At 61.1% G+C, this 13,721-nt stretch carries 13 protein-coding genes and 1 pseudogene; 8 read left to right on the top strand and 6 right to left on the bottom strand.

Annotation, left to right across the window (positions count from 1 at the left end; all coding sequences use genetic code 11):
• Positions 1-6 precede the first annotated feature (6 nt).
• From M2397_RS18150 to M2397_RS18125, 5 genes are all read right to left on the bottom strand, one after another.
• Positions 7-1,233 carry an MFS transporter gene (locus tag M2397_RS18150; protein ID WP_259244191.1) on the bottom strand — a complete coding sequence of 409 codons (1,227 nt, stop codon included), beginning with the start codon at positions 1,231-1,233 and terminating at the stop codon, positions 7-9.
• A 212-nt stretch (positions 1,234-1,445) separates the two neighbouring features.
• Positions 1,446-1,559 (bottom strand): DUF2569 family protein, encoded by a 114-nt coding sequence (locus M2397_RS18145; RefSeq protein ID WP_184743239.1) that lies wholly within the window; start codon positions 1,557-1,559, stop codon positions 1,446-1,448.
• Positions 1,560-1,607: 48 nt separating this feature from the next.
• Complete coding sequence (locus M2397_RS18140) at positions 1,608-2,648, bottom strand: alpha/beta fold hydrolase (protein ID WP_259244188.1); 1,041 nt, start codon at positions 2,646-2,648, stop codon at positions 1,608-1,610.
• 93 nt (positions 2,649-2,741) lie between these two features.
• On the bottom strand, positions 2,742-4,763 hold the full coding sequence (locus M2397_RS30310) for a methyl-accepting chemotaxis protein (protein ID WP_145336405.1): 2,022 nt from the start codon (positions 4,761-4,763) through the stop codon (positions 2,742-2,744).
• A gap of 551 nt (positions 4,764-5,314) precedes the next feature.
• Positions 5,315-6,064 carry an ABC transporter substrate-binding protein gene (locus tag M2397_RS18125; protein WP_145336401.1) on the bottom strand — a complete coding sequence of 250 codons (750 nt, stop codon included), beginning with the start codon at positions 6,062-6,064 and terminating at the stop codon, positions 5,315-5,317.
• A gap of 366 nt (positions 6,065-6,430) precedes the next feature.
• On the opposite strand from M2397_RS18125, the pseudogene M2397_RS18120 reads away from it, so the two are divergent.
• The 4 genes and pseudogenes from M2397_RS18120 to M2397_RS18105 form a co-directional block, all read left to right on the top strand.
• Positions 6,431-6,627 (top strand): annotated as a pseudogene (locus M2397_RS18120) (GNAT family N-acetyltransferase); the annotation flags it as partial.
• A gap of 103 nt (positions 6,628-6,730) precedes the next feature.
• A complete protein-coding gene (locus M2397_RS18115; protein ID WP_131699819.1) occupies positions 6,731-7,210 on the top strand; it encodes a hypothetical protein in 480 nt (159 codons plus the stop codon).
• A 12-nt stretch (positions 7,211-7,222) separates the two neighbouring features.
• Positions 7,223-7,465 (top strand): hypothetical protein, encoded by a 243-nt coding sequence (locus M2397_RS18110; RefSeq protein ID WP_145336399.1) that lies wholly within the window; start codon positions 7,223-7,225, stop codon positions 7,463-7,465.
• A 37-nt stretch (positions 7,466-7,502) separates the two neighbouring features.
• On the top strand, positions 7,503-7,904 hold the full coding sequence (locus tag M2397_RS18105; RefSeq protein WP_405046449.1) for a hypothetical protein: 402 nt from the start codon (positions 7,503-7,505) through the stop codon (positions 7,902-7,904).
• Between the two features lie 10 nt (positions 7,905-7,914).
• Here the strand turns inward: M2397_RS18105 and M2397_RS18100 are convergent, their stop codons facing one another.
• On the bottom strand, positions 7,915-9,411 hold the full coding sequence (locus tag M2397_RS18100) for a PLP-dependent aminotransferase family protein (protein ID WP_131699818.1): 1,497 nt from the start codon (positions 9,409-9,411) through the stop codon (positions 7,915-7,917).
• 442 nt (positions 9,412-9,853) lie between these two features.
• Between M2397_RS18100 and M2397_RS18095 the strand changes: the two genes are divergently transcribed.
• The 4 genes from M2397_RS18095 (at position 9,854) to glyA (ending at position 13,235) form a co-directional block, all read left to right on the top strand.
• Entirely contained in the window at positions 9,854-11,086 is a 1,233-nt protein-coding gene (locus M2397_RS18095; RefSeq protein ID WP_259244187.1) for a benzoate/H(+) symporter BenE family transporter, read from the top strand.
• Complete coding sequence (locus M2397_RS18090; protein WP_167656983.1) at positions 11,086-11,475, top strand: hypothetical protein; 390 nt, start codon at positions 11,086-11,088, stop codon at positions 11,473-11,475. The genes M2397_RS18095 and M2397_RS18090 overlap by 1 nt, the downstream gene beginning before the upstream one ends.
• A gap of 29 nt (positions 11,476-11,504) precedes the next feature.
• On the top strand, positions 11,505-11,813 hold the full coding sequence (locus M2397_RS18085) for an aminotransferase class III-fold pyridoxal phosphate-dependent enzyme (RefSeq protein WP_237683208.1): 309 nt from the start codon (positions 11,505-11,507) through the stop codon (positions 11,811-11,813).
• A 156-nt stretch (positions 11,814-11,969) separates the two neighbouring features.
• The gene (gene glyA, locus M2397_RS18080; protein ID WP_259244186.1) at positions 11,970-13,235 is read left to right on the top strand and encodes a serine hydroxymethyltransferase; all 1,266 of its coding nucleotides are present in this window, start codon (positions 11,970-11,972) and stop codon (positions 13,233-13,235) included.
• Positions 13,236-13,721: the final 486 nt, after the last annotated feature.

Genomic DNA, 13,721 nt, shown 5'->3' with positions numbered 1-13,721 from the left:
CTCGGTTTAGCCAGGCTGGGCCGCGAGGCTATTACTGATGTTGCGCCCCAGTACCAGCACTGTAACAAAACCGCAGCCCACCAGTGCCGTGGCCAGGCTCAACAGAACCGAGCTGCCCAGTTGGTCGACGATCTGCCCGCCGAAGAACGAACCCAAGGCAATGATCACCTGGAACAAGGCGACGAACAGCGGCATGCCGCGTTCGACATCCTTGGGCGCCACCACAAACATCCAGATACTGGCACAGGCCGGGAAGGCGCCGAAGGCGAAGCCCCACAGCCCGATCAGCATCGCTGCGCCGGTCATCCCCGTGGCGAAGTGAGGGAACAGCGCGGTGCTGGTGCCGATCATCAGCGCCACCAGCAACAGGGTGTGACGCACGCTGCGGTTGGCGGCGAAACCGGCAAAGATATTACCGAACACCCCGGCTACGCCGAAGAGCAGCAGCAGCGAGCCAATCGTCGGCCCGTCGAAGCCGGAACTGTATTTGAAGAAGGGCGCGACATAGGTGTAGGCCGCAAAGTGCGCCAGGCCGATCAACAGCACCGCGATCAACCCGACTCGCGCCTGTGGGTTGATAAACAACGCCGGCAGGTCACTGATGCGAATGGCCTTCTCCGGGGTGAGACGAGGCAGCAGGAACACCTGCGCCAGCAGCACTGGCACACCCAGCAGTGCGGTGACCAGGAACGTCATGCGCCAGCCCATCAGGCCGCTGAGCCAGGTGCCGACCGGCACGCCGAGCACGGTGGCCAGGGTCACGCCCATCATGATGATCGAAGTGGCCTTCGCGACGTCCACACCCTTGGGCGCCAGGCGCCCACTGAGGGCAATCGCCGTAGCCCAGAACCCGCCGATGCTGATGCCCAGCAATACGCGGCCGAACAGCAGCAGGTTGAAGTCACTGGCAAAGGCTACGACTGAGTTGGCGATGATCATGATCAACGTCAGGCCGATCAGCAGGTAGCGACGGTCCATGGCACCAATGCTCACCGACAGGAACGGCGCGGCGAGGGCAGCCATGATGCCCGGCAGCGTCACCATCAGCCCGGCGTGACCAGCACTGATACCGAGGTCGGCGGCGACGTCGTTGAGCACACCCACCGGCAGAAACTCACTGGTCACCAGGGCGAAAGCGCCCACCGCGACCGAGAGAATCGCCAGCCACTGCTGTTTCACGCTTTGTTGATTATGTTCAGGACGGCCGCTGGGGGCCTGGAGGGCGCTTGGCATGATGCTGGATTCCAAGGGGGGATGTCGCCTGAGGCCAGGCGAAGGGGAAGAACTGGGAGGCGATTATAGGAATCGGGCTTGGCCACCCCATAGGCGAGCGGTTCGATAGTAATCATCAGTGCTATCGATGTGACGGGGTTGGGCTGCGTATTTCAGCGGCATCGCTTCGGGCAGCATGCCGGTCATCCGGCAGGCGCTCGATGCTTACCGCGTCAAAGGCTGACGGGGTCAGGCGTTTCTGCCTCAACCGGTCGGTGTTGTACAAACGTTGCCTTGACCCTTTTAGAGAACAGTATGTAGGGGACCCAGATAGAGGTGGACACCATAAATAGTCAGCGCGTGTCGCGCCACGGGCTCTAAGGTCGACGGCGGCTTTACTGTCGAAACGATCGGTGTAAAAACTCACTGATCAGCCCCACCACCTGCTGCTGAATCACCGCCCTCGGCCGAGCCCCCTCGCCATCGCGGCAAATCATGCCGTCGCCTGGCGAACTCTCCTCAATCAGCGCCATGCCCCCCGGCTTGCAGATCGACATAAAGCTGAAGTGCGTGGCATCGGCGATCTCCACGTACTTCGTCGTTGCTTCAGGCAGCCGCTTGACCATGTCGGCGGACTCCAACTGCGGGTCCATATCCTCCGACGGCACGCCCCCCGCAATCACCAGCGCCGGTACCGGCAATGCAGCCAGGCTGGCGTCGGTGAAGCCGCGCGACAGGCCCAGGTCCAAGGACACGATGGCGGTGACGCGTTTGTCGCTTAAATCGGCGGCCAACCGGGCCTTGCCGGCTGGCGTGCCGGCGGGGTTCATCTCCTGGTAACCCATGCAACCGCCAAGCTTGGGGTGGGCGCTGCAGTCGCGGCTGAATAGATCGGGGTCGAAGCGCGCCCCGGCGATTTCCAGCACGGTCCAGCCGCCAAGGGAATGGCCCACGGCGGCAATCTGGCCATTCGCGACCGCGCCAAATGGCTTCGGCTGGGCCAACACCGCGTCAATCGCGCGGCTCAGGTCGGCCGGACGTTGCCATAACCGCGCGGCGGTTTGTGGGTTACGGTCTTTTGTGGTGGTGCCGGGGTGGTTGACCGCCGCGACGATGTAGCCCTGATGCGCCAACGCACTGGCCAGCCACACCTGCTTGCCCCAGTTACCACCATAACCGTGGGAGAGCACCACCAGCGGATGCTCACCGGCAGCCGGCGGCGCGCCGGGCACGGCGAGGGCACCGATGAACACCGCGCTGTCGGCGATCAGCGTGGCTTTGGCGGTGGTGGTAGCGGGGTACCAGACGACCAGTTCGAGTGGTCGGTTGTTTTGCGCATCGGGCAGGGTGACGGTCTTGAAACCGACCGGGTTTTCGGCGGCGACGGCGGGAGCCGTCAGGCACAGCAATAGCAGGGAGGCGAGGGCGTTTTTCACTGTTGTTATCGTCCTTGATATGAGCGACGCATCATGCACTGAATCCCCGTTCAGTGCCATGAGCCCCGCGCCATTTTTACCTGCCGTTAACGCCTACCCATGGGTCAACCCCGTCAACGTATCCGCAATGGTCTTGGTCCGTTGCGCCGTACCCTCCGTTGCACGGCTCGACGCCTCCAGCACATCCAACATCTCCCGCAGCGCTCCCACCCCGGTGGACTGGTCTTCAATCTGCTGGGCCACCCGCTGGATCTCACTCGACAACAAGTCGATATCCACACCAATTTCCGCCGCATTCTTGCGTGTGATTTCCGCCAGCTTGCGCACCTCGTCGGCCACCACCGCAAAGCCCCGGCCCAGGTCGCCCGCGCGCGCGGCTTCAATCGCGGCGTTGAGCGCCAGCAAGTTGGTCTGCCCGGCGATCTGCTGGATCACCTGCACAATCGACTGGATACGCAAACTCGACCCCGCCAGCGTGCGCGCGCCCTCCACCGCGACATCCGCCTGGCTCGACAGCCCCTCCACCGTGGCCCCGGCCTGGGCAGACACCGTGTTCTGCTGGCCAATCGTGCCCACCAGTTCATCCATCGAGGCGTGCAACTCACCGGAGTAATGCTTGAGCTGCGACGCGATGTCCTCATGCTGACGCTGGGCATGGGCCAACACCAGGCCCAAGTCGGCCAGGCCTTCGAAGACTGGCAGGATATTGCGGTCCAGGCCGCGGGTATTCAGGGTATTGCTGAAGTCATTGTTCTTGTATGCGGTAATCTGCTTGACCACCACATGGTTCAACCCTGCCAACTTCTTCACCTGGCGCCGTAGGAAAAATGCCTTGAACTCGCCGTAATGGGCGATGAAATTGTCCACGTATTCGTCACTGAAACTCGCGCCCTTGGCCACCCGGAAGAAGAAAATCGCCGTCAGCGTCTGGTTCAGGTTCAAGCCCAAAATCTCCCCGAAGGTCGAAAACCCCGCCAACGGCACATCCCCAAAAATGCCGGCCATGCTGCCCAGCTCGGCGCTGTTGTTCAGCCGGCGCAAGATGCAGTCATTCAAAATCCCCGCCACCGGCTGGCCTCCCTTGCCGCGCAGGAACTGCTCATAGTCCAGGCGCGTCGCCTCCCGCAGCGGCGTACGCCGCACCATCACCAACTCCTCGCCCGGCGCCACGTCGCAAAACAACTGCACGATCTGCTGTTCGAAGTCGATACGCGCGATGGACCGCACAAACAACTCACTGCCCACCCGAATCGCAAACGAATAGTCCGCCAGCTTCGACTCCAGCGCCTGGGGCGCGCAACTGAACGCATCACACAGCGCCTGCACCATGCTCTTGATATTGCCGCTGCTGTCGATCACCTGGTCAATCGTGCGGTCCTCCACCGACGCCGTCAGCACACTGAAGGTCAAATCCGCCGGTTTAAAGTTCTGGCTCTTGAACACCCCAAATCGCACATGGGCCGCCGTCTTCAGAAACACGATCTGCGCATGGTTCTGATAACTGCGCTGGCCGTCATGAATCAGCGTCTTCTGGAAATCCGACTTACCCCCGGCCGATCCCCCTACAAACAAACACGGAAACCGCCCCGACTCATACAGCGCCTCCATAAAAAACGACTCCGACGCCGACAACCCATCGAACACCACATACGCCAACGTATCGCGATGATCGATCGACGTACGCACCTGCACCCGCTTGATATTGGCCACCAACTTGGCAATCCGCTCCTGCATCCCTAACCGCTTGCCGCCACCGCGAATGTCCTCACACTCCAACGGCACCATCACCACCTCGGCCGAGGCGATCAGACTGTCGTCGAACAACTGCAACACGACCCGGTCCCAGCGCTCGCCAGTGGCGCAATACAGCGAACCGGGCGCGTTGCACAGCTCGCCGGAGGTGGTGCATAGGCTGATGGTGGACTGGGGGAAACGGCGTTTGAGCTTGGCCGCGATGGCGTCGATGTCCAGATGCGGCGAGATAAAGCCGGTGATCAGGGTGGGAGTGATACGCAGGGCAGTGAGTGAGGCGTCCAGGTCGTTGGCAGTGCTGGTGAGCGTGGCGGTGCCTTGACGATCGGCCCGGGCTTTTTTTAGAAGGGAGAGTGGGTTCATGTGGTGGACTCGATCGAGTGGTGATGCAGGGGGTAGGCATACGGTTAGTAGGGTTATCGGCAGGTTGGGTGGGGACTGGAGGGGGAGGGTGGGGGATGCGACGGATGGACGCGGGTGTAGGGAGTTTTCCTATTATTGACAGGCTGCTTTCGGCCGATTCTGTTGAAAAAGTCGGCTATGGTTTCCACGGCAGAAAAGTATGCGCTTGAGATTGAAATCTTTACTTTGAGCAGAGGATTCCGGGCTCGGATTTCGCGTAGCAGCGCGCAAGAAAGGCGTTTTCAGCGGTCAATATTCCGGCAGGCTGGAAGAACCGACTTTTTCAACAGAATCGGCCAGAAGCTGTCACCGAGCGTCTACAAAATCAGGGCCGATTCACTTTGGTGAAGCATCATCTGCTCAGCAAGCTCCTTTGGCGTGGCCGGGTTAAGCCATTCCCTTGTTCCAAGGCTGATGGCTGTATGTTGCAAAAATGTTCATGGCTTATCCTCCGCGTTGAGTGAGAGCAAGGCTGGATAAGCGCGAAGCGGGCTTGCGCTGGTTCCGCGCTTTCATTGCTCGATGGGTTGGTTGTATCGATCCTGGATGCGCTCCAGCTCGCCCGAGTGGCGCAGTTGCTCCAGGGCGTGGGCCCAGGAGGCTACCAGTTCGTCGTCACAGTCGCGGCTGAAGGCAATGTACAGCGATGAGCGATAGAGCTCGATGGGAATCTGCCGCAGCGTGCCGGGGGCGATGTTCAACTGGCGGCTGTAGTAAGCCACCCCCGCATCGGTGTCGCCTATGATGATATCGGTGCGCCCGGCTAGCAGCATGCGATAGAGCTGCAGGCTCTCGGTCGCAGTTTTTTCGAGGTTGTTGAAGCCCCGCGACTGCAGAGTCTCGGGTATCAGGCCGGCATGTCTCGTCGTAATTTTTGGGGCGTGCAGTAGCTGCTCTAAGGAATTCACCGGCTGCTGCGCATTGGCTAACTGATAGGGGTGAATGGACTCTTCCACGATCGGTCCGACCCACTTGTATAACGGTTCACGCTCTGCCGTGCGGAATAGTGAATACATGATGGTCTTGGGTCGGGTCTTCAATGCACGGGCGCTTCGCATACTGGGCAGCAGCACCACCTCAAAGTCATCCCCGGTCAGCGCCATTATGCCTCGAACGATCTCCGTGGCCATGCCGGTAAGCTGATTGTTCTCCTGGTAGTTGTACGGCGCCCACTCTTCAGTAACGACCTGATACTGCTCGGACCTGACGGGAGTGCCAAGTAATAGGCAGAGCAGCGCGGCAGTAAGTGTCGAATGTTTCACGTGTTCTGCCTGGTGGGCTGTGCGGTGATCAAGGGTGGATCTGATTAAAATGGCGAAATTAGTATAGACCCTGACACAGGTCAAACGCCTGATGCAGTCCCGTAAACCGTCACCACGGCGATTGATACATACGAACCAGTACGCATGGCGCAGGTTTCTCAAGAGCGTTTAGCGGATTGCCTCTTATCGGTATCGGTTGGGACACATAGTGACCGTCCGCTTCTGGCCGATTGCAGCCCTTCATGAAAGGCGGTAATCGGCCAAGAGCCGCCAGTCGACGTCCCTTAAATAAGCGCTAAGCAGGGTAAATTTCGCGATGAAAAGCGGGATAGCTAATACGAAAATTAATGCGCTGTTAGGGGCTAGCACCTATACGTGAGGCCGAGCGCGCAGGGTTTGGGGATCGGCGCGGTTGTACTCGCACAGGTTTTCGAAGCAGCGGATGCAGCTGCACTGCCGATCACAGTAGGTGCCCTCAAAGAAAGTGCCTCGAACCGTTTTACACCCGCCATGGCTTCGTGTTCGTCGAAAGCAGTGAATTCGACAATTATTATGACCGTTAGCACCTTACGCCGCGGTGTGCACCTTGCCAGCCAGGTGAAATGATTTGAATCCAGCGCCCGCCTTCTAGACAATCCCCGCCTTTGGCTCGAAAGGATGCGTGCGATGAAGTTCGAAGGGACTTTCCAATACATGGGCAATCACGGGATCGTGTTCAACGTCTCGCAGATCACCCTCACCGACAGCGAACGCGGGCGGCTGCGCGAGCTGCATTTTGGTGAGGCGAAGAGCGCGCACTACGAGGTCAACCGCAAGGTCGTCGAGGTGTACGACAAGATGCTGGCCAAGAACCTGCCGTGCCTGATGATGATCGGCATCTCCAAGCCGCTGACTCGGCAGCAGGGCGATGTGCTCAACGCCCAGCGCACCAGAATCGCCAACTTGGCGGCCTCGGCCTTCGCGGGCGTCACCTCTTACGTTGCCTCCCCCTACGTGGGGGCCCCCGTCGGCGCCGGTGTGCGCATGTACGTGAATGAAACCCTGCCCACCTATCATGCAGGCGACATACTGGTGAGCATCGAGGCGCAGGTGAACGGCGGTATCGGCCCGCAACGTACCGCCTCGACACTGATCATCAAGACCTGACGGGAGAAACCCATGTCTGACATTACCCAACTGGTCGCTGCTCTGGTGCTGTTCTTTCTGCTCGATCGGTTTCTTAAGTCGTACCCGCTTCGCAAGTGGTTAGGGGTACTGCTGGCGGCGATGGGGGCGGTCGGCTGCGTTGCGGCGAGCCACATCCGCTTGCTTGGATTTGACCTGGGGTTGCTGTCGATCTTTGCCGTTGCACTGGGGGTGGGGTTGTTCCTAAAGCGGCGGCGGTTCGCGCAGATGGGGTGAAGGTGGCAGGGCTCTTCAAGCTGCTTGCTGGTAGCAGATGGCCCGCCAGGAACGTCCGCAATTGATCATCGTCGGCGCTTCGGCCTATTCACGGGCGCTGGACTTCGCGCGCTTTCGCGCAATTGCCGACGAAGTCGGGGCCTTCCTGATGGTCGACATTGCCCACGTCGCCGAACAGGCGCTGGAAGCGATCGGGATTACCGTGAACAAAAATATCGTGCCGGGCGACGAGGTCAAACCCAGTGTCACCTCCGGCATTCGCATCGGCAGCGCGGCCTGCACGTCGCGGGGCATGGGCGTGGATGAATTTCGCGAGATCGGCGACATGATCCTCGCCATGCTCGGCGGCGTGCGCAGCGGCGCCCTCGACAGTCGCACCGAGCGCTCGATTCGCGAAGGCATCGGCGAACTGACCAAGCGTTTCAAGCTGCCTTACTGAGCGGTTGCCTCTAGATTTTCAGCGCATTGGCCAGGCGCAGCATGGCGGCTTCGATTTCATACGCGGTCAACGACGAGTAGCCCAGCAGCCAGCCGTATTGCTGCGGTTCGCCTGCGTACAGCTTGCTGAGTCCGGACAATTGCACGCCGGCGGTGGCCGCCTGGCGGATGGTTTTTTCTTCGCTCCAGCCCGCTTTCAGCAGACAGGGAATCTGCAACCCGCCCGGCGGCAACTGGGCGGTGACGACCTCGCCCAGGTACTTGCCAATGGCGTCATGCATGATCGAGCGGCGCCCGGCATAGAGCTTGCGCATGGCCCGCACGTGGGCGTTGTAATGGCCGTCTTCCATAAACCGCGCCAGGGTCAGTTGCAGCACTTGCGGCGTATGCCCGTCCATCATGCTGCGCGCGTAGGCAAAGGGCTTGACCAGTTCGTGGGGCAGCACCATGTAGCCCATGCGCAAGCCGGGGTAGAGCGTCTTGCTGAACGTGCCGATGTAGAGCGTGCGCTGATACTTGTCCAGACCCTGCACGCAGGCGGTGGGTTGTCCGTCGTAATGGAACTCGCTGTCGTAGTCGTCCTCGATCAGCCACTTGCCTTTTTCCGCCGCCCAGTTGATCAACTCAAGGCGCCGTTCCAGCGGCAGCGTCACGCCGGTGGGGTATTGGTGCGACGGTGTGACGTACACGCAGTTGGCGCCGCTGCGGTCGGCGTACAGCAGGTCGGTGCGGATGCCGCGTTCATCGACATCGATGGGCAGCACCTTGGCTTCAGCGATCTCGAAGGCTTTGCGTGCGCCGTAATAGCCAGGGTTTTCCAGCAGGATCGGCTTGCCGGCATCCACCAGCAACTGCGCGCAGAGGTACAAGGCCTGGCGCGTGCTGCTCAGCACCAGCACCTGATCGGGCGAACACTTGGCCCCGCGCTCTAGGTTCAGGTAGGTGGCAATCGCCTTGCGCAGCGGCTCGGCGCCTTGCGGGTCGCCGTGCAAGAGCACGTTGGCGCGATAGTCCTTCATCACCTGGCGTTGCAGGCGTTCCCAGACATCCGTGGGGAAACTGCGGGTTTCCGGCAAACCGGTGGCGAAGGCCTTGATGACTTGCTGGTCGCTGACGCCGCCCGTTTCGAAGATCATCCGCCCTCGCTGGCTCAGCGCGGCGCCGGGTGCGGCGGCGTTGCTGCGCACTTCCTGGGCCTTGATGCGCCGGCGTGTGGCGCCGCGCAATTCGACGCCGACCGTGTCGCAGACGTAACTGCCGGCACCCTCGCGGCGTACGATAAACCCGTCCCGATGCAACTGCACGTAGGCGTTCTCGACGGTGTCGCGGGCGCACCCCAGTGACTTTGCCAATACCCGTGTGGCAGGCAGTTTCAGGCCGGGGCCGAGGGCGCCGTCGAGGATCAGTGCGCGCAACGCCCGCTGGATGCGCTGGTGCAAGTCCAGCAGCTGAAACTCCACGTCGTTGAGGCGCATTTTCAGGGTTTCGAGCTCGAAGGTTTTTGCCATGCGGTCTGCTCCGTCCTTTGGAATTGGCCTGTAATGGCAGGCCAGTCTATCCGTAGAATCCAGCCCTCGCCAGCCCGGCCCCCACGGCGGTTCCGCTGGAAGTGCTCGCCCAGGCACACGAAGAATTTTTTTGCCGGCACCGGTATGTCGGTGATGGAGATCAGCCATCGCTCCCGCGTGTTCATGGACGTGGCCCGCCCGACAGCGCCGCGCCGCTGGTGTGTGATGCGCGCCAGCCTCTACAACGCCGTCTCGTTAACCGCAGTCGAGGCGCTGACTGACTTTATGGCTGACTTCGCACGCGCACATGGGTAACCGCCCCTGCGCGAAAAAGTGGTCTGGTCTGCTGCGCACAAGCGTAGGGGCAACCCCCACCATTCAACGGCTATAAATGACCGCCTGGCCACGGCCTGATCCATTGTCCAGCAAGGAGCCAAGTCTTATGCCCTCTACTCAATCCCAGTCGTCCCTGCGTCTGCGGGATGTGCTGCACCCGGTGGTTGCCGGGCTGATTTCGGTGATCGTCAATTACGGCGGCACCTTCATTCTAGTGTTCCAGGCCGCCAAGGTTGCCGGCTTCAGCCCTGAGCTGACGGCGTCGTGGGTCTGGTCGGTGTCGATTGGCGTCGGTGTGACCGGGTTGTTCCTCAGTTGGGTGAGCCGCGAGCCGATCATCACCGCCTGGTCGACCCCGGCGGCTGCGTTCTTGATCGTTGCCCTGGCGACCACGCCCTACGCCGAGGCGATTGGTGCGTATTTGATTTCAGCGGCAGCGTTCGTGCTGCTGGGGGTATCCGGCTATTTTGAAAGGGCTGTGCGCCTGATCCCGCCTGGCGTTGCGGCGGGCCTGCTGGGCGGCATTCTCTTGCAGTTCGGCATCGGTGCATTCGCGAGCATGACGGTCGACCCGCTGTTGGTGGGGCTGCTGATCGGCGCCTACATCGTGTTCAAACGCTTGAGCGCACGCTACGCGGTGGTCGGCATTCTGGTGCTGGGGCTGGGCTTTTTGCTGATGCAGGGGCGAGTGGATTTTTCCGGACTGGCGCTGGAGTTCGCCACACCGGTATTCACGCGGCCCGAGTTCTCGCTCAATGCGTTGCTGAGCGTGGCGTTGCCGCTTTTTTTGATTACCCTCACGGGGCAGTACATGCCGGGCATGCTGGTGCTGCGCAATGACGGCTTCAAGACCAGCGCCAACCCGATTCTCAGCGTGACCGGGCTGGGTTCGCTGCTGATGGCGCCGTTCGGCTCCCATGCGTTCAATATCGCGGCAATCACGGCGGCGATCTGCACCGGCAAGGAAGCGTCCGAAGACCCTTCCAAACGCTGGATCGCCGGGGTAGCGGCAGGGGTGTTCTACATCCTGGTGGGGATTTTTGGCGTAACCCTGGCGGCGGTGTTCATGGCCTTTCCGGCGACGTTCATTACCACCCTGGCCGGGCTGGCGCTGCTCGGCACCATCGGCGGCAGCCTGGCCAATGCCATGGCGGACGTCAAATCCCGTGAAGCCTCGCTGATCACCTTTCTAGCGTGCGCCGCCAACATCACCTTGCTTGGCATTGGCGGCGCGTTCTGGGGCTTGCTCGTCGGCCTCACGGCTTATGCGGTACTCAATGGGCAACTGCCACGTCGTGAAAAAACCGATGCGGTGACCACTAAGGGAGCGACCAACTGATGACTGGACAAGCCGAACACCTCACCACGCTCCACGCCGATCATGGTCGCTATCCGCAGGCGGTCAGCGTCGAGGACTTTCGTCGCAACCTCGCCGCTGTGCAGCAACGCATCATCGATGCTTGCCACCGCGTTGGGCGTGACCCGGCCACCGTGCGGTTGCGTGAATTGCGCGACCGCTTGCTCGCGCAGGTGCCCGAGGGCTTGTCGCTGCAGGAGTTGTCGATGGGCATGTCGGGCGACTTTGAAATTGCCATTGAAGAGGGTGCAACCGTGGTACGCGTCGGCCAAGCCATCTTCGGTGCCCGCGCCATGCCCGATGCCTATTACTGGCCCACGGCCGACGCTAGACCGCGAAACGACGACGAGTTGCCGGCGCTCGCCCCTTAATGTTGATTGATCTCTATAGGAGGCCTGCAATGTCCGCTGCACCCGCTTACCTGATGCACACCTCGTCCCGTCAGCCGGTCTCGTTCAGCCGAGGCCTGGGCGCCCGCCTGTGGGACACCGATGGCGTTGAATACCTGGATGCCATCGCCGGCGTGGCCGTGACGAGCCTGGGGCACGCCAACCCGGAAATTGCCGCCGCCAGCGGCCGACGCCTGCTGGCCGCGCTCAAGCTGGCGCTGGGCAACCATCCCGAGGTGGTGGCCATTCGTGGTATCGGCTTGATGGTCGGCGTCGAACTCAACCGCCCGTGCGGCGAGCTGGTCGACGCGCGCGCGTGAAGAACAACGCCTGCTGATCACCGTCACCCGTGGCACCACCGTGCGCCTGTTGCCCGCACTGATCTGCGATGACACACAGATCGACGAGATCGCCGCACGTGTCATTCGCCTGCTGTCGCCCGCTGTTTGAATTTGTTAACCGAGGACGCCCCCACCATGTACGACTCAACGCTCACCCTGGATGCTTTCGACCCTGAACTGCGTGAGGCGATTCATAACGAAGCGCATCGCCAGGAAGACCACATTGAGCTGATCGCGTCGGAGAACTACGCCAGCCCGCTGGTCATGCAGACCCAGAGCACGCTACTCACCAACAAGTACGCCGAGGGCTATCCCGGCAAGCGCTACTACAGTGGTTGTGAATACGTCGATGTGGCCGAGCGGCTGGCGATTGAGCGGGTCAAGACCCTGTTCAACTGCGACTACGCCAACGTGCAGCCTCACGCGGGTGCGCAGGCCAACGCGGCGGTGTTCCTCGCGTTGATCAACCCCGGTGACACGGTGATGGGCATGAACCTGGCCCAGGGCGGCCACCTGACCCACGGTAACCCGGCGAACTTTTCGGGCCGGCATTACAAGATCGTGCCCTACGGGCTGGACCCGAAAACCGGTTTTCTCGACTACGACGAGATGGAACGAATTGCCCAGCAGACGCGCCCGAAAATGTTGATCGGCGGCTTCTCGGCGTACTCGCGTTACAAGGACTGGGCACGCATGCGCACCATCGCCGACAAGGTCGGCGCCATATTCTGGGTCGACATGGCCCACGTCGCCGGGTTGGTCGCCGCCGGTGAATACCCGGACCCGCTGCCCCATGCGCATGTGGTCACCAGCACCACGCACAAAACCCTGCGCGGCCCAAGGGGCGGTTTGATTCTGTCGAAGGGCCAGGACGAAGCCTTCTACAGGAAACTCGATTCGGCAGTGTTTCCCGGGGTGCAGGGTGGCCCGCTTATGCACCAGATTGCAGCCAAGGCCGTGGCGTTCAAGGAAGCGCTGACGCCCGAGTTCCGCGTCTACCAGACCCAAGTAGTGATCAACGCCCGCGCCATGGCGGCGGTGCTGCAAAAGCGCGGCTACAAGATCGTCTCGGGCGGAACCGACAACCACATGATGCTGATCGATCTGTCCGACAAGCCCTACACCGGCAAGGACGCCGATGCGGCATTGAACAGCGCCTACATCACCGCGAATAAAAACTCGGTGCCGAATGACCCACGCTCACCCTTCGTGACCTCCGGCTTGCGCATCGGCAGCCCGGCGGTGACGACGCGGGGCTTCGATGTCGAGGCCTGCGAGCAAGTGGCAGGGTGGTTGTGCGACGTACTCGACGCCCTGGAATATGGCGACAGTGACAAGGTCGGCCACCACGTGCGCGAACAGGTTGTCGCACTGTGCCAGCGTTATCCGGTTTATCGCTGAATGGGTTTGGGGGGGCGTGTGGACGGCCCCTGATTCACTTCTTTGCCGATAAGGACGCTCATGCAGCCTGCTTCCAGCTTTATCAGGCGTTCGATCTGGGGGAGTGGGTGCGTCGTGATGATCTGCCGGAGACTGATCCCGGTGAGCCCGAAAGTCACAGCCCAGGGTACGTCCCAAAAAAATGATCTCGATTTACTGGCTCACCGGGTCCTGCCGCTTCAACTGCGTGTTGGAAGTGGAATCAACTTTTCATGTGATCGTAATGGCGGGTGGTCAGGGTTACATCGTGCACGTTCGTAACGGACTGCTCTTAAAGCACTTCGGTGGTGATATTGAGAATTTGATCCGCATCCCAGAGCTGGGTAGCACACTCGTTTCACATGGGCTGTAGCTTAGGCTTTTCAAAGGAGAGGCTGAGGCCTGGTGCACTGAGCGTTTGTCTTTAGATGGGATTAGGAATATCCAAGTCTCGCTCGCGGATGGGTT

The organism is Pseudomonas sp. BIGb0381 (assembly GCF_024809815.1).
In the GTDB taxonomy this organism is placed as follows: domain Bacteria; phylum Pseudomonadota; class Gammaproteobacteria; order Pseudomonadales; family Pseudomonadaceae; genus Aquipseudomonas.
Note: the sequence above shows the minus strand (reverse complement) of the source record. Positions and strands in the feature narration are given on the sequence as shown.

What these genes read in the sequence shown, in the direction of transcription:
- M2397_RS18145 (WP_184743239.1), bottom strand. Translation starts at nt 1,559, where the DNA reads ATGGTGTCCACCTCTATCTGGGTCCCCTACATACTGTTCTCTAAAAGG.
- M2397_RS18110 (WP_145336399.1), top strand. Translation starts at nt 7,223, where the DNA reads ATGTCTGACATTACCCAACTGGTCGCTGCTCTGGTGCTGTTCTTTCTG.
- M2397_RS18100 (WP_131699818.1), bottom strand. Translation starts at nt 9,411, where the DNA reads ATGGCAAAAACCTTCGAGCTCGAAACCCTGAAAATGCGCCTCAACGAC.
- M2397_RS18150 (WP_259244191.1), bottom strand. Translation starts at nt 1,233, where the DNA reads ATGCCAAGCGCCCTCCAGGCCCCCAGCGGCCGTCCTGAACATAATCAA.
- M2397_RS18115 (WP_131699819.1), top strand. Translation starts at nt 6,731, where the DNA reads ATGAAGTTCGAAGGGACTTTCCAATACATGGGCAATCACGGGATCGTG.
- M2397_RS18095 (WP_259244187.1), top strand. Translation starts at nt 9,854, where the DNA reads ATGCCCTCTACTCAATCCCAGTCGTCCCTGCGTCTGCGGGATGTGCTG.
- M2397_RS18105 (WP_405046449.1), top strand. Translation starts at nt 7,503, where the DNA reads ATGGCCCGCCAGGAACGTCCGCAATTGATCATCGTCGGCGCTTCGGCC.
- M2397_RS30310 (WP_145336405.1), bottom strand. Translation starts at nt 4,763, where the DNA reads ATGAACCCACTCTCCCTTCTAAAAAAAGCCCGGGCCGATCGTCAAGGC.
- M2397_RS18085 (WP_237683208.1), top strand. Translation starts at nt 11,505, where the DNA reads ATGTCCGCTGCACCCGCTTACCTGATGCACACCTCGTCCCGTCAGCCG.
- M2397_RS18090 (WP_167656983.1), top strand. Translation starts at nt 11,086, where the DNA reads ATGACTGGACAAGCCGAACACCTCACCACGCTCCACGCCGATCATGGT.
- glyA (WP_259244186.1), top strand. Translation starts at nt 11,970, where the DNA reads ATGTACGACTCAACGCTCACCCTGGATGCTTTCGACCCTGAACTGCGT.